This window comes from Bacillus sp. NPDC060175, from assembly GCF_042728695.1.
Classification (GTDB): domain Bacteria; phylum Bacillota; class Bacilli; order Bacillales; family Bacillaceae_G; genus Bacillus_A.
Genome location: NZ_JBHWYR010000054.1, coordinates 15,293 through 32,694, shown reverse-complemented (window position 1 = coordinate 32,694; position 17,402 = coordinate 15,293). Strand labels below are relative to the sequence as shown.

Annotated in this window: 19 protein-coding genes and 4 pseudogenes; 15 read left to right on the top strand and 8 right to left on the bottom strand. The window is 33.8% G+C overall.

Going from position 1 to position 17,402, the window contains the following annotated elements:
- From ACFWDE_RS22405 to ACFWDE_RS22385, 5 genes are all read left to right on the top strand, one after another.
- The coding region (locus ACFWDE_RS22405; protein ID WP_377894779.1) for a MerR family transcriptional regulator at positions 1-656 on the top strand (656 nt) is incomplete at its 5' end.
- 115 nt (positions 657-771) lie between these two features.
- Positions 772-1,605, top strand: coding sequence for a CPBP family intramembrane glutamic endopeptidase (locus ACFWDE_RS22400; RefSeq protein WP_377894776.1), 834 nt, complete (start codon positions 772-774; stop codon positions 1,603-1,605).
- Between the two features lie 26 nt (positions 1,606-1,631).
- Positions 1,632-1,850, top strand: coding sequence for an RtcB family protein (locus ACFWDE_RS22395; protein WP_002110694.1), 219 nt, complete (start codon positions 1,632-1,634; stop codon positions 1,848-1,850).
- A gap of 430 nt (positions 1,851-2,280) precedes the next feature.
- Entirely contained in the window at positions 2,281-3,240 is a 960-nt protein-coding gene (locus ACFWDE_RS22390) for an RtcB family protein (RefSeq protein ID WP_377894773.1), read from the top strand.
- A gap of 499 nt (positions 3,241-3,739) precedes the next feature.
- Positions 3,740-4,240, top strand: coding sequence for a DinB family protein (locus tag ACFWDE_RS22385; protein ID WP_002146751.1), 501 nt, complete (start codon positions 3,740-3,742; stop codon positions 4,238-4,240).
- A gap of 142 nt (positions 4,241-4,382) precedes the next feature.
- Here ACFWDE_RS22385 and ACFWDE_RS22380 read toward each other — a convergent pair whose 3' ends face one another.
- The gene (locus ACFWDE_RS22380) at positions 4,383-4,706 is read right to left on the bottom strand and encodes a hypothetical protein (protein WP_002146752.1); all 324 of its coding nucleotides are present in this window, start codon (positions 4,704-4,706) and stop codon (positions 4,383-4,385) included.
- Positions 4,707-4,916: 210 nt separating this feature from the next.
- Here ACFWDE_RS22380 and ACFWDE_RS22375 point away from each other — a divergent pair.
- A pseudogene (locus tag ACFWDE_RS22375) lies at positions 4,917-5,149 on the top strand (hypothetical protein); the annotation flags it as partial.
- A gap of 247 nt (positions 5,150-5,396) precedes the next feature.
- Here the strand turns inward: ACFWDE_RS22375 and ACFWDE_RS22370 are convergent.
- From ACFWDE_RS22370 to ACFWDE_RS22360, 3 genes are all read right to left on the bottom strand, one after another.
- Positions 5,397-5,594, bottom strand: a complete 198-nt coding sequence (locus ACFWDE_RS22370) for a YolD-like family protein (RefSeq protein WP_128280575.1) — start codon at positions 5,592-5,594, stop codon at positions 5,397-5,399.
- Between the two features lie 385 nt (positions 5,595-5,979).
- Entirely contained in the window at positions 5,980-6,177 is a 198-nt protein-coding gene (locus ACFWDE_RS22365) for a hypothetical protein (protein WP_002084593.1), read from the bottom strand.
- Between the two features lie 704 nt (positions 6,178-6,881).
- On the bottom strand, positions 6,882-7,454 hold the full coding sequence (locus tag ACFWDE_RS22360; RefSeq protein ID WP_377894769.1) for a cupin domain-containing protein: 573 nt from the start codon (positions 7,452-7,454) through the stop codon (positions 6,882-6,884).
- A gap of 1,122 nt (positions 7,455-8,576) precedes the next feature.
- Between ACFWDE_RS22360 and ACFWDE_RS22355 the strand changes: the two genes are divergently transcribed.
- The gene (locus ACFWDE_RS22355; protein WP_377894766.1) at positions 8,577-8,828 is read left to right on the top strand and encodes a hypothetical protein; all 252 of its coding nucleotides are present in this window, start codon (positions 8,577-8,579) and stop codon (positions 8,826-8,828) included.
- A 434-nt stretch (positions 8,829-9,262) separates the two neighbouring features.
- On the top strand, positions 9,263-9,601 hold the full coding sequence (locus ACFWDE_RS22350; protein WP_377894763.1) for a hypothetical protein: 339 nt from the start codon (positions 9,263-9,265) through the stop codon (positions 9,599-9,601).
- Between the two features lie 130 nt (positions 9,602-9,731).
- Here ACFWDE_RS22350 and ACFWDE_RS22345 read toward each other — a convergent pair whose 3' ends face one another.
- On the bottom strand, positions 9,732-9,947 hold the full coding sequence (locus ACFWDE_RS22345; protein ID WP_002084597.1) for a spore germination protein: 216 nt from the start codon (positions 9,945-9,947) through the stop codon (positions 9,732-9,734).
- Between the two features lie 454 nt (positions 9,948-10,401).
- Here ACFWDE_RS22345 and ACFWDE_RS22340 point away from each other — a divergent pair.
- From ACFWDE_RS22340 to ACFWDE_RS22320, 5 genes and pseudogenes are all read left to right on the top strand, one after another.
- Positions 10,402-11,019 (top strand): annotated as a pseudogene (locus tag ACFWDE_RS22340) (Holliday junction resolvase RecU).
- Between the two features lie 138 nt (positions 11,020-11,157).
- A complete protein-coding gene (locus ACFWDE_RS22335; protein WP_002084602.1) occupies positions 11,158-11,613 on the top strand; it encodes a hypothetical protein in 456 nt (151 codons plus the stop codon).
- Between the two features lie 578 nt (positions 11,614-12,191).
- A complete protein-coding gene (locus ACFWDE_RS22330; protein WP_033712261.1) occupies positions 12,192-12,389 on the top strand; it encodes a hypothetical protein in 198 nt (65 codons plus the stop codon).
- Positions 12,390-12,757: 368 nt separating this feature from the next.
- Positions 12,758-12,949 (top strand): hypothetical protein, encoded by a 192-nt coding sequence (locus ACFWDE_RS22325; RefSeq protein WP_377894759.1) that lies wholly within the window; start codon positions 12,758-12,760, stop codon positions 12,947-12,949.
- 237 nt (positions 12,950-13,186) lie between these two features.
- Positions 13,187-13,381: a hypothetical protein gene (locus ACFWDE_RS22320; protein WP_071748230.1), complete on the top strand. Its 195-nt coding sequence runs from the start codon at positions 13,187-13,189 to the stop codon at positions 13,379-13,381.
- 279 nt (positions 13,382-13,660) lie between these two features.
- On the opposite strand, the pseudogene ACFWDE_RS22315 reads toward ACFWDE_RS22320, so the two are convergent.
- From ACFWDE_RS22315 to ACFWDE_RS22305, 3 genes and pseudogenes are all read right to left on the bottom strand, one after another.
- A pseudogene (locus tag ACFWDE_RS22315) lies at positions 13,661-14,109 on the bottom strand (AAA family ATPase); the annotation flags it as partial.
- A 129-nt stretch (positions 14,110-14,238) separates the two neighbouring features.
- Positions 14,239-15,196: pseudogene (locus ACFWDE_RS22310) on the bottom strand (serine hydrolase domain-containing protein).
- 20 nt (positions 15,197-15,216) lie between these two features.
- Entirely contained in the window at positions 15,217-15,390 is a 174-nt protein-coding gene (locus ACFWDE_RS22305) for a hypothetical protein (protein WP_377894758.1), read from the bottom strand.
- A gap of 249 nt (positions 15,391-15,639) precedes the next feature.
- Here ACFWDE_RS22305 and ACFWDE_RS22300 point away from each other — a divergent pair, with 249 nt between their 5' ends.
- The gene (locus tag ACFWDE_RS22300; protein WP_377894756.1) at positions 15,640-16,098 is read left to right on the top strand and encodes a MarR family winged helix-turn-helix transcriptional regulator; all 459 of its coding nucleotides are present in this window, start codon (positions 15,640-15,642) and stop codon (positions 16,096-16,098) included.
- Positions 16,085-17,146 (top strand): threonine aldolase family protein, encoded by a 1,062-nt coding sequence (locus tag ACFWDE_RS22295; protein WP_377894754.1) that lies wholly within the window; start codon positions 16,085-16,087, stop codon positions 17,144-17,146. Before ACFWDE_RS22300 ends, ACFWDE_RS22295 begins: the two co-directional genes overlap by 14 nt.
- Positions 17,147-17,402 lie beyond the last annotated feature (256 nt).

The following is a 17,402-nucleotide window of genomic DNA, read 5'->3' as shown; positions in this document are numbered from 1 at the left end:
ATATAACAACGGTAAATTTCTATAGGGAAATGGATATCGAAATAAAAAAAATTCAAGAATTAAGAAAAAGTAAGAGTATAGAGGGAATAAAGTCTTTATTAGAAGAGAAAGAACAAGAAGTGTTAGAAGAAATTGAATATAAAAAACTTCTTTTAAAAAAGCTTCAAATAGTAAAAGAAGATTGTGAAAAAATTAAACAATTCTTAGGAGAATACACAGTAAAAGAAATGAAATCTTTAGAAATAAAAGGAGAAATAGAGCATTTTACTGCTTATGATGAATATGAATCTTTGAAAAAGAACACGGATAGCCTAAAAAAAGCAGTTACTCTAACCTCTTTACGAAGAGTCGTAAGTTTTAATGAAGAAGGTATTATAGAAGATAAGTTTATTATTGTAAGGAAAATAGAGGACTTTGATAAAGAAGTAGAGGGTGAAATTATATCTTACCCAAAATGCATCTATACAATTATTGAAGATGGAAGGTGGGCAACTGGTGGGAAAAGTATTGATCATAATGTGGAAGCTAATTTAAGAAAAGTAGCAATAGAACAGGAGTATGAACTTTTGGGGCTAGTTTACATAAATTTATTACTTACCACGTATGAAGGAGGACTTGAACGTATATTTTTAGAAATTTATGCACCTGTAAAATAATGTATGCATGTATTGACCTGTGAGTAACCCCTAGGTTTAAGCTGAAGGCATTCGTAAATATAAATACTTTCATGTTTACGAAATACTTAGTTTGAAATGGGGATTGGGATTATGCATGAATAGAGAAAAGAAATTAAAAAAACCAGTAGCAACTTTTATTCTACTAACCAATATCATTTTTTGGCCACTTTTTGTTCTTGTAGGTGCTATAAGTATGTTGGAATTTCCTGCATGGGTTTTTGACATAATGTTTTGTATATCATCTTGGTCTTCAACTTTTGCTTTTGCAGTGCTATTTAAAAAAATCTATCCCGGGCAGAGTGTCATGCAATTTATAAAAGATAAATTTAAGAGCAAACTTAAATTATCTGTGATTCTTACTGTGAGTATGATCCAAACATTCATATTTTTGATGATTTTGTTTCTCGTATCTAAAAGTAGTGAAGTAGACTCAATTTTTACTGTATCTTCATGGGGAATGCTAATCTATTTCTTTGTTAAAAACTTTCTTGCAGGGCCATTGGGAGAAGAACTAGGATGGAGAGGCTTTGTACAAATTGAGCTTCAAAAGAAGTATTCACCATTAAAAGCTTCAATAATCATTGGGTTTTGGTGGGGGATGTGGCATCTACCTATATGGTTTACTACAGGGTTTGTCGGCATTGACTTAATCAAATATATTCTATTCTTTATGATTTCCATCATATCTATTAAGATCGTCATGACTGCATTTTACAACTTAAATCAGAATTTAATTATCCCAATCATCATCCATCAATTTTTTAATTTCTTTATTGGTATTATAAACGGAAACTTAATCGATCTAATCATGTATAACGCGATGCTTTATTTAGTAGTAGCAGTTTTAATGATCGTTTTAAATCCAAAGAGAGTATTGTATGGAAGGGAAGATACAAACATTATTAATGGAAAGTTTCATAGAGTATAGTGATTAAAGGAAAGGGGAAATAGAAAATGTTGAAATTACAAGGAAAATACAATGAAGCGAAAGTGTTTACTACTAACGTAGAAGAAACTGCAGCAGGTCAAATTATTGATCTTTGTAATCAAGAGTTCGTAAAGGATAGCAAGATTCGTATTATGCCAGATACACATGCGGGGGCAGGGTGTACGATTGGGACAACGATGACGATTCAAGATAAAATCGTTCCTAATTTAGTCGGGGTTAACTAATCGGCTCAGACTTTAAACTACTCACTCAATTGACTGGGAACCCTAACGATAAAGTGAAACTTTAATCAGTGGGGGGGCATTCCCCACTGATTATTAGTTGAACCAATCGGGCTTGTACGGGCAGCCCGACCCCCACCTAACTTCTTTGTTTTTTCTGAATTTTGAGGTCGGGGTCCTACTGCCCGTAAATAGCGGGATAAAAGGCGAGGGCAATCAGCAGCCAGTGGTTATGGTGACATAATCGAATGGTTCAGAGACTTGTATCAGGTTAGCAGACTAAGATACAGAATTATTCCTCATCCATTTTGGCTTGAAGAGGAATAATTAATACGGTGAGCCTACGGTAGAGACTGCATATCTCGATGACTGTAGAGAAGGTATAGTCCCCTCTTTCAGGAAACTGGGAGGTAAGTACGATATTGGTTGTGGCATGGAAGTTGTTATGATTAATAAGAAGAAAGAGGAAATCAACTTCGACCACTTAGACGAAACAATTCGTAAATTTGTCCCAAGTGGTTTTCGTATTCGAGATAAGGAACATAGATTTTCAAAAATGATTGATTTTGATAGTGTAAGAGCTCCATTTACATTACAACGTGCTCAAAAGAGTATTGGTACGCTTGGTGGTGGAAATCATTTTGTCGAACTGAATGAGGACGATAAAGGGAATGTATTCATTGTCATTCATAGTGGTTCTCGTAATTTAGGTAAACAAATAGCAGAGTATTATCAAAACCTTGCTTATGAGCAACTTATAAACGTTAAATCTATTAAAGAGGAAATTATTGAGCGTTTAACAAGAGAAGGTAGACAACAAGAAATACATGAAGCTATACGCGGGATTAAGAAACCGACGATTCGCAAAGAGTTAGCTTATTTAGAAGGTCAAGGTTTTAAAGATTACATGAATGATATGAAAATCGCTCAAAAATATGCGGAGTTAAATCGTAAAGCTATGATGGATGAAATCGTTACTAGAATGGATTGGACAGTAACGGATCAATTCACTACAATTCATAACTATATCGATATGGAAAACATGATTTTACGAAAAGGGGCTATTTCAGCTCAGAAAGATGAACGAGTAGTCATTCCAATTAATATGAGAGACGGTTCAATTATTGCATTTGGTAAAGGAAATCCAGATTGGAACTTTTCTGGGCCGCATGGAGCGGGGCGCATTATGAGTCGTAAGAAGGCTAAAGAAGTACTTAACTTAGAGGATTTTCAAAATACAATGACAGCAGTTTGGACTACATCTGTTGCAGAAAGTACTTTAGATGAAGCTCCAATGGTATATAAGCCAATGAATGAAATTGTTGAGAATACAAAAGAAACAATTGATATCAAACATATTATTAAGCCGATTTATAATTTTAAAGCGAACTAAAAGGTGAGTAACGTTTATTGTAATGAGATATAGTGCTGGAAAGTATTAAGTATATTGCTATTGGAAGTAGCGGGATTGTGAAGAATAATTTAAATGTTTATATAGGGGCAGTTGCACATCGCCATCAACCTAACAAAACAGGTTGCCCCAAAAACGAAATTCCTAAGCTTAAATACAGAATTTCCCATTATCTTCACGGAGAGATCCCTGTGGCTTTGAAATAAAGTTTAACCGTTTTAAAGTTATCAAGACCTAAATTGTAAAAAGTGTGTCTTTAAAACAAAGTTTAATAATTTATAAAAAAGTCTGATCGTTTAAAATAAAGATTGATAATATGTAAAAAAGTTTGATCAAAATCCTGTGTTGATGTGCAGGATTTTTTCTTATTCAGCAATCGGGCCATTTAGTTGAAGATCTCATCAGATAAGTAATAATATTTAAAGGAATAATTCATTCTGATAAAGAATATTAAAAAACGTGATGATAAGGAGGCGATTGTATGGCAAATCATGTAGAAAATCTATATAACTATCATGTATGGGCAAATCAACGGATTATTGATCATCTTAAGACACTTTCTCCTGAGAAATATCAAAAGGAAATGAAAAGTGTCTTTTCTTCTGTTTCAAAGGTTTTATCTCATCTCTATTTGGTGGAATATGGATGGCTTAATACCCTCGAGGGTCAGAGTATGAATGAAGCAATGCAATCTTCATTTCAAATTCAAGAAAAGATTGAGAAACTGCCCATTGAAGACTTAGAAATGGAATTTCACACTTTAACATCTCGGTTTAAAACCTTTTTGAACAGACAGGAAGATATGGAAAAGAGAATAATGTTGGATAATCCATGGGCAGGATTAAGAGAAACAAGTATATCTGAAATGGTCTTACACGTTGTGAATCATGGAACCTATCATAGAGGGAATATTTCAGCTATGTTACATCAGTTGGGTGATTCTTCAGTTATGACTGATTATGCTTTTTATTGGTATTCTTGAAATGTTATTCATTATAAATAGGCAAGAGAAGAGTAATCCATTTTTTCACCAAAATACTTGGGGGTATTTCAAAATCTCAAGTTGATGTGCATGTGATGGTGCCTCATGCTCACCAAGCTAGTTAGTGTATGTTAAGTAAACCTTATGGATTTGTATATCTCATCCATCCACTTTCAGATTGTTTCGCTTTATACTTCCCATAAGATAGAAGCTTCATTGCCGAGCGATTGGCCGCATGAAAAACCAAGTTCAGCTTCCATTCTTCTTCCATTTCACTGGGATAGGTGGTGGATTCATAAACATAATAACCCGCCATGATACAGGGGACTACTTGCTCCGGTTCAAATCCATAAGCAGTTGCATCATCCACAACCAAATCAATGATGCATCGGTTTCCATCTTTAACTTTTTTCTGGAGTAATTTTTTTACCGATCCTGGTACTAATTCTAATATTTTATCCTTCATGTCAGTCACCTCATCTTTTATCATGTCCAGATAGCCTGGGGATATGTGTCAAACAGAATGAAATTCCAACCGTAATTGCACAGGTTTAACAAGATCTTAAGGACTATATCACCCTAAAAGGGAAAATGGCTTTAAATCCAAGAAATCTGGTGAGACAGGGAGAAACGTATTCGTTCATTTTGCAGTCGACTGGAACGAAACAATTTAAATATAGGAAAACGTGTCGTGTCTAAAGTGGACAACCTATGTTTCTATGATTCTCCATATTGGCAGGATAATAATGTTGTAAGCATCTGTAGATGCAGGATTAGGATTTACTATAGACGCAAAAGTAACTGTCAATGGATCCACAATATAAAATACACAAAAGCAAAGGCAAAACTAAAAGGCATGAGCCCGGTACAATACCGGACCCATGCCCAAGAAGCTGCCTAATGAAATAACGTGTCTAACTTTTAGATGTCACTTTGTGGCCATAAAACAAAGTTTGATAAAAGGATGATTTAATTGAATATAGAAAAAGCGTGTTTTGAACAATCTTTTTTCGAACCACGCTTTTTTTTATTTGCTCTTTTATCAAAGTTTATTAAGTTAATTTAATCAAACTTTATTTCAAGGCTACACTTAGTTCTAAGTTTAAATTAAAAAGAAAAGAGGAGGTTTCTCCTTTTCTTTTTTGTTGGGTGAATTTTATTTTACGTCGATTATATTTGAAAACTGTAGTTTCATCTTGTTATAAAAAGAATCCGTGCATATCACAGCACTATTTAGCAGATCAATATCAACAATAGTCATATAGCTAGTGAGTAAATAACCGTCTTCATGATAAAAGCTTTTGATGTTATTACAAAATGTGAAATTATTCACTAATCGAGACATAGAAAACATTAATGCCTTACCGTAAAAAAAGACACCCTAAGGTGCCTTCCTCCGACTTGAACCAACTTAATTTTAATAATATGTATTGGACTCCCATCCAAATAATATTTTACCATGTTAAGTTATTTTATTCAGGATGGGAATTCAGTGCAACAAAAAGTAATGAATAAAAGAGAAAATCCCTGCGGGGACAGGGATTTTATAGGAGAGATATTATTGTCGTACGGTGTCGGAATTTGGCGTATTCGACGAATTAATATTATCACGAGTTTTCAAGTAATTGTGATGGTTGATGTGTCAAAAATGTGTACGACTTTCATATAAAAGCGTTATTTGAATAGGAAAAGGGAAAAGAATTAAGTTCACTCGTTCTTAAGATTTTTCCCTTTGAAATTTACTGTTTGTTCGTTGTTCTATATACGTCTGAAATTGGTAGATCTTCGCCACGTAAAGCTTGAGTACTGTCCTTTTTGTTTGAATCATGTGCCTCCTGAGATGTTTCTTGCATTTGCTCTTGAGCCTTACTAGGAGTATTCAGCGCATCCAATGACACATGATCAAGTTGTTGACTTAATAGATTTTTTTTATCCATGTTATATAGCTCCTTTTTGAACTTAGATATAAAAACGATGTATTTTTAAATAGTTACGTGGGTATTATGTATTTTTGAATGGAATTATATACACAAACTATATTGAGAAATTAACTAATTATAAAAATTACTTGTGATGACAAACTTAAAAAATATAAAAATCATTAGTTCTTAATAAAACCGCTATTTGGTAGCCAGCTTTAAAAGTAAAAAGAGCTCCGTCTACTGGTCGGAGGCTCTTTTATGGAAATCAGTGAGTTTCGTTCGGTAATTCAATATATGTATAGCTTATTTTAGTGTGACAAGCTAATAAGAATAAAAGAGCAGCTAGCAAAAGCTAACTGCTCGGCTCTCCAAGGGGGAACAAGGAGAAAATCTACTGTCATATACAGTATTGACAGGCTGTTTATTAAATAATCATTCAATTATGGCTGGTTCCAAAAAAGTGACATACCAACAAAATATAAAATTATTAAAGGGACAAGTGCTATGAAAATGATTAAAGAAATCTTTATCCATGAATTTTTCATCAGTAAACCTTCTTTAGTAAGAATATTAACATCTATCTAAAATTTGAACGAAATAGTTATTTGAAAATTAAAGAGCGCTTTTTAAGGCGCTCTATGATCAAGATTTATTGTGATCTTTTTAGGTTTGTGGAGTATTTGAACAATAATTTAGTTTAAGACAAAGATAATTTCTTATTAGTAATACCGACTTGCTTCAGTAGACATGGCAATTGCTTTTGTTTCATGAACTGTACCATATGGATGCTCTGGAGGTGCATATATAGAGTAAATTTTAAGTGGTTTATTCCCCGTATTGATTACATTATGCCATTTTCCAGCAGGTATCATAATTGCATAGTCATCATAGGCCATTTCTTGAAAATATAATTTATCTTTGTTATCACCCATTTGAACAAGTCCCTGTCCTTCTTCAATACGTATGAATTGATCAGTTGTAGGGTGTACTTCTAAACCTATGTCATCTCCAACATTAATACTCATTAAAGTTACTTGTAAGTTTTTTCCTGTCCATAAAGCGGTGCGGTAAGTATGGTTTTGTTTAGTGGCCTGGTTAATATTCAATACAAATGGTCTAGCTCCATAATCTGTTAATCTAATGTTTTCACAATAAGGATTCCGGTTGTGATTCCAGGTGTTATTGTTGTTACTGTAATAATAAGGATTCCAATCATAAATCCAATTATTGTTATTCCAGATGCTATCCATTGAGCTTTGACATTGATAGTAAAAACGTGGATTATGTTGCATATCCAAGCTCCTCTCATGATTTTATCATTTACCTTTTATCCTATGCTGTTGTCTATTTATAGGAATGCAGAATAAGAGGAAATGGGTAGTAATAAAAAATCATAAGCAAACTTTATTATTTTTTTCTATGGAATATGAAAATAAAAGGTTAATAAAGGATGTACTATTGGTGTAAAAAAGAAAACTTAATAAAATCATTATTTAAATAAAAGAAACCCCGATTGTCTGCGGGGCTCCTAAGGGTAATCGTCAAGTAATGACGTACTCGACTAATTAACGATATCATGAATTTTTTGGTAAAAATACTGGTAAATGTGTCCAAATGAATGAGGGCATCATTTGGAACAAAACCGCTATTTTAATTTCAAACAAAAGAACAGTCAGCAAAAGCTAACTGCCCCATTTTGGAGGAAAATCAATTGTTACAGATTGGCGTATTCAAAGTATGGACATAAATTGGGGATTTATTCAGACAAAACTAAAAAGAGCACCTTCAAGTAGTGCTCTCAGTAAGTTGGGCCCTCAGAGAGTAGTGTGGCACACATGATAATATGAGGTGCAAATACCTAATAAAAAATCCATTTGGCACAACAAAGCAGCTAGCAAAAGCTAACTGCTTAGCCCCAAGTAAGAGAGCGGAGCGCTTTATTAGGTCTAAGGCTGAAATAAGGGTTTTAGATGTTAAGACCTAGGACCTAATATATAGTATGGATCTCACTTCAGAAATTATGTATATAAATTGTATTCATACAAAAATGGTTAAAAAACAAAGTAGCTAGCTCAATTAACTAACTACTTGTTGTACAAAAGAAATTAGGCCCTACAAGTAATGATGTGTAACTTTAAGTTACGGTTATAGTGTAAACAAGATTGGAAAAGTTATTCGGAAGTGAACTTAATAAAAATTTCATTTTGTATGTATTTGAAACACGAAAAAACACTTAATAAAGTGCTCTCGTGACGAGTTCATTCACTTAAAAGAAAGGATACACCATATCATACGGGATTTTTCAAAACGTGCTTGGATAAATTAATTAGTATTTGTAAAAAAGCAGCTAGCAAAAGCTAACTGCTCGGCTGGTTCTCCAAGGGGGAATGGAGAAAGGCTAGGGACTTCATTAAATGAGTTCTGGCTATCGCCTACCTATATTATTGACGGAATATTTAGTTTTATTCAGAGGGGAAAATAAAAAGCTAGGATTTCTCTTAGCAATAAAAGGTATGTCGTACATAAATGAGATATTTGCAAATCAATTATTTGCACTTTTAGTATATAAAGTTTTTTGGTTAAAAGGAATGAATTCTAATAATCTTTACAAAGATTTAATATCAAATTTGAATTTTATAAGAAAGAGGGAAAAAGATGAAAAGTGAATTAATATGTCCAAATTGTAATGAAAAATTAGATATAGATACGAACGAGGATTTAATATTCCTTAACTGTTCGAATAAAAAGTGTAGTTATGAAAGTGTAATAGACATGGATTGTATTTCTGAATAAAAGCATTATTTTAATCGAAAAGGGGAATACGGGGATAAAATAAGGCCGCACCTTTTATCGGAACGGCCTTACGAATGCCTTGTGCTGGAGTTTGACACAAATGGCTTAAGATGTTTTCTCTAAGCAGTATGGACAAGGAATTTTACGATTATACGTAAAAACGGCAGGTAATTGACTAATTTACCCGCCATGTTTTTAAACGATACGGAGGAGAGAGCTCCGATTTGAAAGAGTGAAGCCGGTGGGAAGTCGGCTTGCAGGTAGTATGTGTAATATAAAAAAGATTATTCGAAAAGGGGAATAAGAGATGGATAAAACAAAAGTAATTGAATTGATAGCTAAAACAATAGTGGATGCTTCTGAACGAGGGAAAGATTATTCGTGGATGTATGATACCGATAATTATCATTTAGATCGGTTGTGTGAGGAATTAGATATTAGTCTTGAAGAAATTCAGGACATAGTTACAACGAGAAAAAGTATACATACCTATGAAGATTTAGTAACACATTGCAAAGAAATACTTTCAAGGGGATGGACGGAACAAGCGGTTTATAACTTTATGGATAATTACTCAGGATGGGCTCCAGACAGTATAACTTTTACAATTGACGAAGCGAATAAAAGAGCAGCTAGCAAAAGCTAACTGCTCATCTCCAAGGAAGTCTCGATTAGTACGGTTACACATAAGAGATTTCCGGCTGTTTAACAGCCTATCTACATTATTTACGGAATATTGAGTTTTATTCAGGGGAGGAAGAGGAAAATGAACAATTCTAGACTGTTCCAACTTGGTTTTGATCTGCAATATCAGAATCGTATGTGTTTGTTGCACTAACACCGCTAAAGGTATTGGCAACAAAAGCAACAGTTGATGATCCTGAACCATTATAAGCTTTTGTATTTTCCTTTGGAGAAACGTTATAAAAATCACCTAAATTGAAAGAACCGTTACTATTTTGTACAACCAGATTTCCAACAACAGATGGCATAGTTTTCACCTGCTTTCCTAGGAAGTATTTAAATTAGTATATGGTGTATGCGTCTAGAGGTTCATCTAGATCTGAAAACTTTGAAATGAAGTTTGTTAGAAAATATAACAAAATAATCCTTTTACGAAAAAAGGTCCTGTTGTCTCCAACAGAACCTTTCCTAAAATGGCAAAGAGTAACTCTTACCTTACTCTTCCGCTTCCGCTATATAATACACAAAACACGTATAGATGTGTAGAACAAGAAATTCCAATATAATTATTCGAATAAAGTGTTTAGAAGTATTCTGTCGGGGTTTAATATAAGGAATTAAATTACAAATGTTGATTTATCAATGGATTTTAATAATGTACTAGAAAATGATAGTTAATAAAGAGATATTACAATAATAAAATATGAAATATTGCATATTCAATTGAAATAGAAATTCACAAGTGGAAAGCGAGGAATAACAATGGGACTAGGAAACCGTGGGATGGCATTTGAAATGCTTATCAATCTAGCGAATGAAATGTATCAAAGAGGGGGAGTGGCGCTTATAAACAAGCGTCCAACTCCTGTAAAGGTGGCCGTGTATTAAATGGATTCTATGAAGCTAAAAGTACAGTAGATTATGACGGGGTGTATAAGGGACGAGCTATTGCATATGAAGCGAAGTCAACACAAAGTCTTACACGATTCGATTTAAGTAACATTGCGCAGCATCAACTGGATTACCTGGAGAAAGCAGAGAAGATGGGAGCGATTTGCTTCTTCCTTATAGAGTTTAGCAAGGATAAGTCAGTATTCGTAGTACCACTATCAGTCATCCAATCTTATGTAAGGATGTCACAACAGCCAAAGGGTAAGAAGTCGATACCAAGAGCAGACTTTGATATTTATGGATATCTAGTAGATGAGACAGAACGAGCGCCAGTTGACTACTTACAATACATTGATGAGACAGGATTAATTTCAGGAGTGCTAGATGGCATGATTCAATTTGATCAGGACCATAAGAGAGTAGTGAATAACATTTGAAACAGCGATAGAGAAGATGAGTAACAAGAAACGTAAATTATTAAAGGCTTAATGGATAACTGAACAATGACTAACAGTGTAGTGGGGGCTGTATTGTAGTCATCGTTCCCTTATTCAGTAGTTATATATTAAAATTTCACGTACCTTATGTAATGTTAAAAAGACAAATTCAGAAATAGGGGGATTTACCATGACAAACATTTATCGAAACTTAGGAGAAGAAATCGAATTAATGGAGATTGAATTAAAGGACCTTAAATTGGAGCATAAATATCTGATGAAAAACATGCATATGAACGCTCCTAAATTTAATGGAGTAACAGACTATAGCAAGGACCGTGTAACAGGTGGACAAATTCCATTAGCATTAGATGAAATAGCAGGTCGTCATGATCGCATTGTGGAGAAGTCAGAGAGATTAAAACAACGTATTGCTGATAAGAAAGTATTAATGGGAGAAGCACAGTTTGTGATGAGTAAGAAGAAGGGACTAGAACAACAGATTATTTATTTGCGAGATGTAATGGGATTCAATTTAAAACAGGTTGCTAGTGAGCTAGGTTATAGCTATGACCATATTAGAAGAGTGAGCAGCAAAATGAAAAGAAGCCACAATCATGCCACAACGATGACACATTGCTCTTGATATTTAGGTGATACACTATTATTACTGAGAGGTAGCGGAAACTACTTTCAAGGTCTTGATTTCGAGATGGATTGTTTTACAAATGTGGTGATGGTTCGTTCGATTGGATGAACTGTAGCGTTATAAAAATATAGGTCTAAACGAGCAGAGAGCCTCCGCTCTTTGTTTGAGCCAATACAGCTGAACCTTCCCCTCAGTCTTATGTGTTGGTTCAAGCAAGGCGTCGGAAGAAACATTTATGTCTTGATATTAATTCTTTATAATTCGATATTGGTCTGCGAGGGTGAAAATGACATTAAGTAGCCGAAGTATTGAGCCGACTCTACGGAGTATAAACGAGAAGATTCTTAGTCTTCTCCCAGTCACCGAACACAGGGTGTGTAGCCATACAAGTTGATGCGGTGGCTTGGAGAAGGTTGAGAGTAATCTTGACCTTGGAAGAGAAACTTTGCCATTTGTTTTCTCTCTTTTCTCCCATCCCCTTTAGAGCTGTCACCTTTCGGTGATGGCTTTTTGTTTTGTAGGATATACTTCTTTTCTGTCGAATAGATAGATATCAGGAGGTGGAGAATATGAAAATGAAAAAATTTATAATTAACATAGAAGCAGTCGATGGTAAACAACACGAATTTGAAGTTGAGTATAAAAAGACAGTAACTGTTACTGATATAGAGAATTCTATACAAGCTAGAGAAGCTAGATTCTTCAGGTTTGGAGATCGTATGATTAATTTGGACAATGTATTCTCTTTAGTGGTAAAAGAAAAGAAAGATTAAAAGAAAAAAGCATCTATAACGGGTGCTTTTTTCTTTGTTATATAGAAATTACACATTAAACCAGTGAACATTCTAATAAGACAAGCATATGATGAATGTGGGGACGAGTTATCATATGAGGTGAAACTTGGAGCGCCATACTTATTTGTTGAAGGGTACCTAATGACGGGTACTCTTTTTATTTCGCACCTTTTAATAAGGACAAGCATATATTGGAGTATGGGGTAGCCCCACTTCATATATTTGAGCACCTGCAATCGTAAGGTGCTCTTTATTTTGTACAAAATGGACATTTGGTTTAAATGAGTATATAAATAGGAAGAATCTAATTATTGGATTCACATTTTAATCCAAGAGGTACAAATTCGATGCGACGTGAAAAGGATTTGTTGAAACAATGGAAGGTTGATTTGCAAGCTGTTCAAGAAGAGAAGAGGCTGAAGAAGAAGGCTAAGAAAAAGAATAAGAAATATAGCATTTCTGGTAATACAGCTGACTTTATGAATGACAAGAATACTTATCGTAAAGAGAATGGGGTATGGAAGCAAAGAAATAAATGACATGAGGGTAAATAAATGGATTAAACCAATAGAAATTCTCGTAGGCGCTGCCGTGATCTTGGTGGCGTCTTGTTTGTTGTTAAGGGATGATAAGGGGTGAAATAGACTTGCAATTTGAAGATTAAATACGAATATTATTATTCTATAATGCAAAACATAGACTAATAAACAAGCTGTTTTTAACTTTTAATCATAGAATATGAGGAATTCTATTGTTAAGAGGAGGTAATCATATTTATGGGATGTAATTGTAATTTCAGACATTGCAGAGATTGTAATAGATTTTGGGATGATTTAATGTTTTGCAGACGCAGACATAGAGATTGTGATGATCGTCGTTGTAGACGTGACCGCGACTGTGATTGTGATGAATGTCGTCGTAGACGTAATCATGATCGTGACTGTGATTGTGATAAGCGTAAGGATTGGTAAATTCCTATTGGAGAGGGCTTTGAAGAAAAGCGCTCTTTTTTTGTACATGGATTTTCTGGTCTTATTTGTTGAGGAAGGATAAGGTCTAACAAAACAAACGAACACAACGAACGGAAATAATGTCCTGTTTAGGTCTACCCTATACGGACGTAAAAGAGTGAACGGATTTATCATACTTCTGTCACTTTTGGAGTTGTTTTGCGCTTGTTTTAAGCAATATTTTGCATTATAAGTAAATATTAAAACGCTATCATCATATAAAACGATAGCGTTTTTTATTTACTTGATTCCGATTACTAAACTATCTCGTGCGGCTTCAACAACTTCTGTTGTTATTGTTTCAAGCTTATTAATTTCGAGTATTCTTTCAATTTGGGTGAACAGTCTCTGTAGGAGCCTAAAGTTCCCTCCAGTAATCTTTATTATGCTGGTTATTGCCTCATAATCGGAAAAGTCCTCAAGCTTTATAGAAAGTCCTAACTCTCCCTATTTATATTCCAAAATATGATGGGTTTCATCTTTACTAAGTTTATCAAATTCATGGGCAAATCCAATTCTAGAGTAGAGTTGAGTTGAGGGTATCGAGCTAATCGCTTTTCAATGCCAGGCATTCCAATTAATATCATCGCTATATCATTTCAATCGTAGATATCCCTAAGTTGTTCTAAATTTTGTACTTTTAGGCGATCTATTTCATCAACAATAATCAAAATGTAGCTTTTGAATAAAGTTTGATTAAATTAACTTAATAAACCTTGATAAAAGAACAAATAGAAAAAGCGTGCTTTGAAAAAAAGATTGATCAAAACACGCCTTTTCTATATTCAATTGAATCATCCTTTTATAAAAAAGTTTGATTATATCTCAAAAATTTCTTCAATCCTCTTCATTATTTCAAAGGATCCTGAACTTTTATTTGAAAGTATTGCTATCTTGATTCCTGACCTAGGATAAAAAGCAGAATGGAAGCTTACGCCAGGGTCATATCCCATCTTTAACATGGATTTGTGAATTCAAAAGTATTTCTGTACATTTTTTACTCAAAAGCTGATGATTAAACAATGCTTACCAAAATTTGATCATATCTGATGGTGTGATAAAAGCACCCCCATCAGCTCCACCTTTTATCGGAATAGAGTAGATATTTGTTCTCCATGTTCCATCTTTATTATCTATGTACCCATAGGCAGTGTTTTTAGGGAGTTGATCTAAAGGAAAATATCCTGAATCATTCATTCCACATTGTTGGAAGAGATTTGATTCAATATAGTTGGTAAAAGAAAGTCCTGATTGTTGTTCTACGATTAAACCTAAAACAATGAATCCGGCATTATTGTAGTGGAATTTGTCTTCAGGTTGGAACATCATATTCTCCTTTTGAAATAAAGGAAGAAAATCTTTTACGTCATTCAAAAGATACATAGGTGTTTGTTTCCAAAGGTCTTCAAAGTTATCCATTACTTGTTCATCAAAATAGTCCGGTATTCCAGAAGTGTGAGTCAAAAGGTGATGAATTGTTATGTCTTTGTTAAAATGCGGAAATTTTATATTCAAACAATCTTCAAGACGAGTGTCAAATGATAGTAAACCTTTTTCAACGAGTTGGCAAATAGCAATAGCTGTAAATAACTTACAGCCAGATGCAATTCCAAAACGTGTATCAACAGTATTTAATTTTTTATCAGCCCTGTTCGCATAACCAAATGCTGATTCAAATAAGATTTCATCGTTATCCTTGATGTAAATAGCTCCAGAAAATTGTTCATCTATTATGTTATGAATTGCTTTAGTAAGGTTTAAAACTCGATTGCTCAAAATAATCCCCCTTCATTCTATTAAATTAATGTTATTCGTTTTGTCTTTTCTCCTGCATTAATAGATAGTAATATATTATTCCCCATTTCAATACGAGTTTCCTTTTGCTCATTAATACCAGGAGAGAATAAAGTCCAGCTTTTCAGGACAGGATTTTGATTAAACTTTTTTACAAACGATTTAACTTCATTCAAAACATCGCATCTTTTTTATAAACATCGCGACTTTATTTCAGATCTACAAATAAGACTATTTCTTAGCTTACCTCACTACTAGGGGCAAATTTGATTTTTTAAAACAGTATAGCTACCATAGTATTCAATCCTCAATATGTGATTTGTTTAGCTTAACTTATACTAAATGATTTAAAAATAAAAAGTTGACATAGTCCACTAACTAATTTATTATTTGTTGACATAGTCCACAAATAATAGAGGAATATTATGAACCTTAACGAAAATATTGTTAGTGATATAAGGCGATTTTATCGGTTTACTACGAATATACTTGGTTTGTTAGATAAGCATGTATTTAATGGTGAATATTCTCTTACGGAGTCACGGGTAATTTTAGAGATTGGTTTCATGGGAGAGTGTATCGCAAACGATTTAGTCGAAAAACTTGATATTGATCGCAGCTATATGAGTAGAATAATTGCTAAGCTTATTAAAGGTCGTCTACTAATTAAGGAAAGTTCGACGATTGATAATAGAACGAGTCTGATTCGATTGACACCAAAAGGGACTGCTTTTTTTAATCATTTAAATGAAAAATCTAATGAACAAATAGTGAAATTACTACAAGGTCTTTCAGAAAAAGAAATAAAAGAAATACATGCTTCTATGTTGTTGATTGAGAAGAAATTAAATAGGTCTAAGGAGAATATGAATGATACGATTTGATAATGATTATGCAGAAGGTGCTCATGAGCGAATTCTGAAACGATTAGTTGAAACCAATGAAGAGCAGACACCTGGATATGGTAGGGATGAACATTGTGAAAAAGCGAGAGTTTATATTAGAGAAGCTTGTGATGCAAAGAATGCAGATATACATTTTCTAGTTGGAGGAACACAAACAAATACAACAGTTATTGCCTCCATATTACGTCCGCATCAAGGGGTAATTTCTGCAATTACTGGTCATATTGCAGTACATGAAACCGGAGCAATTGAAGCTACTGGTCATAAAGTGCTTACTTTGCCAAGTGATGATGGGAAAATTCGTGCAGAACAGGTAAAAGAATTATATGATGCTCATTGGAATGATGCGACTCATGAGTTTATGGTACAGCCGGGCTTAGTATATATTTCTAATCCAACAGAGAATGGAACAACTTACAGTAGATCCGAATTAGAAGAATTAAGCAAAGCTTGTCGGGAATGTGGTTTGCCATTGTTCATGGATGGAGCTAGATTAGGATATGGTCTGGCTTCAAAAGGCAGCGATGTATCCTTAGCAGATATCGCATCACTTTGTGATGTTTTCTATATTGGGGGAACGAAAATAGGAGCATTGTTTGGTGAAGCAGTAGTCATCATAAATGATGATATAAAAAATGATTTTCGATATATAATCAAGCAAAATGGAGGACTATTGGCTAAAGGGAGATTATTGGGAATACAGTTTGAAACCTTGTTTGAAGACGGCTTATACTATGAAATTTCCGGGCATGCTGTGGAAATGGCGATGATGATTCGACAGGCATTTGTTGAAAAAGGCTTTTCATTAAGGTACGATTCCAAAACAAATCAACAGTTTCCTATTTTGCATAAAGATGTAATAACGAAATTGAGCAAAAAATATTCCTTTGCCATTTGGAAAAAAGTCGATGAAACTCACAGTGTTGTTAGATTTTGTACCAGCTGGGCTACAAAAAAGGAAAATGTAGAAATGCTGATAGAAGATATTAAGAAATTAGAATCGCACTTTTGTGAATTGATGTATTGACTTGAATCAATAGTTTATTAGCTAAACGAAGATGCAAAATGTCAACGAAGGAATTATATGTAGAGAATAGTTATATTAAAGAATGTGAAGCACATTTTGGGCGATTTTGTTCTGTGTTTTATTTGTTAAAACTTTAATTTAATTATAAACCATTATTCCACAAACGGGCGCTTTAATGGAACAACGAAAAAAGCCTAATTTCTCAATTTTAATGAGAAATTGGGCTTTTTATATTTACTCATAGTGCAAAATAGCG

Bases quoted from the DNA above. Each gene is read 5' to 3' on its own strand.
- ACFWDE_RS22400 (WP_377894776.1), top strand. From the start codon at position 772: ATGAATAGAGAAAAGAAATTAAAAAAACCAGTAGCAACTTTTATTCTA.
- ACFWDE_RS22395 (WP_002110694.1), top strand. From the start codon at position 1,632: ATGTTGAAATTACAAGGAAAATACAATGAAGCGAAAGTGTTTACTACT.
- ACFWDE_RS22390 (WP_377894773.1), top strand. From the start codon at position 2,281: ATGGAAGTTGTTATGATTAATAAGAAGAAAGAGGAAATCAACTTCGAC.
- ACFWDE_RS22385 (WP_002146751.1), top strand. From the start codon at position 3,740: ATGGCAAATCATGTAGAAAATCTATATAACTATCATGTATGGGCAAAT.
- ACFWDE_RS22380 (WP_002146752.1), bottom strand. From the start codon at position 4,706: ATGAAGGATAAAATATTAGAATTAGTACCAGGATCGGTAAAAAAATTA.
- ACFWDE_RS22370 (WP_128280575.1), bottom strand. From the start codon at position 5,594: ATGTTTTCTATGTCTCGATTAGTGAATAATTTCACATTTTGTAATAAC.
- ACFWDE_RS22365 (WP_002084593.1), bottom strand. From the start codon at position 6,177: ATGGATAAAAAAAATCTATTAAGTCAACAACTTGATCATGTGTCATTG.
- ACFWDE_RS22360 (WP_377894769.1), bottom strand. From the start codon at position 7,454: ATGCAACATAATCCACGTTTTTACTATCAATGTCAAAGCTCAATGGAT.
- ACFWDE_RS22355 (WP_377894766.1), top strand. From the start codon at position 8,577: ATGAGTTCTGGCTATCGCCTACCTATATTATTGACGGAATATTTAGTT.
- ACFWDE_RS22350 (WP_377894763.1), top strand. From the start codon at position 9,263: ATGGATAAAACAAAAGTAATTGAATTGATAGCTAAAACAATAGTGGAT.
- ACFWDE_RS22345 (WP_002084597.1), bottom strand. From the start codon at position 9,947: ATGCCATCTGTTGTTGGAAATCTGGTTGTACAAAATAGTAACGGTTCT.
- ACFWDE_RS22335 (WP_002084602.1), top strand. From the start codon at position 11,158: ATGACAAACATTTATCGAAACTTAGGAGAAGAAATCGAATTAATGGAG.
- ACFWDE_RS22330 (WP_033712261.1), top strand. From the start codon at position 12,192: ATGAAAAAATTTATAATTAACATAGAAGCAGTCGATGGTAAACAACAC.
- ACFWDE_RS22325 (WP_377894759.1), top strand. From the start codon at position 12,758: ATGCGACGTGAAAAGGATTTGTTGAAACAATGGAAGGTTGATTTGCAA.
- ACFWDE_RS22320 (WP_071748230.1), top strand. From the start codon at position 13,187: ATGGGATGTAATTGTAATTTCAGACATTGCAGAGATTGTAATAGATTT.
- ACFWDE_RS22300 (WP_377894756.1), top strand. From the start codon at position 15,640: ATGAACCTTAACGAAAATATTGTTAGTGATATAAGGCGATTTTATCGG.
- ACFWDE_RS22295 (WP_377894754.1), top strand. From the start codon at position 16,085: ATGATACGATTTGATAATGATTATGCAGAAGGTGCTCATGAGCGAATT.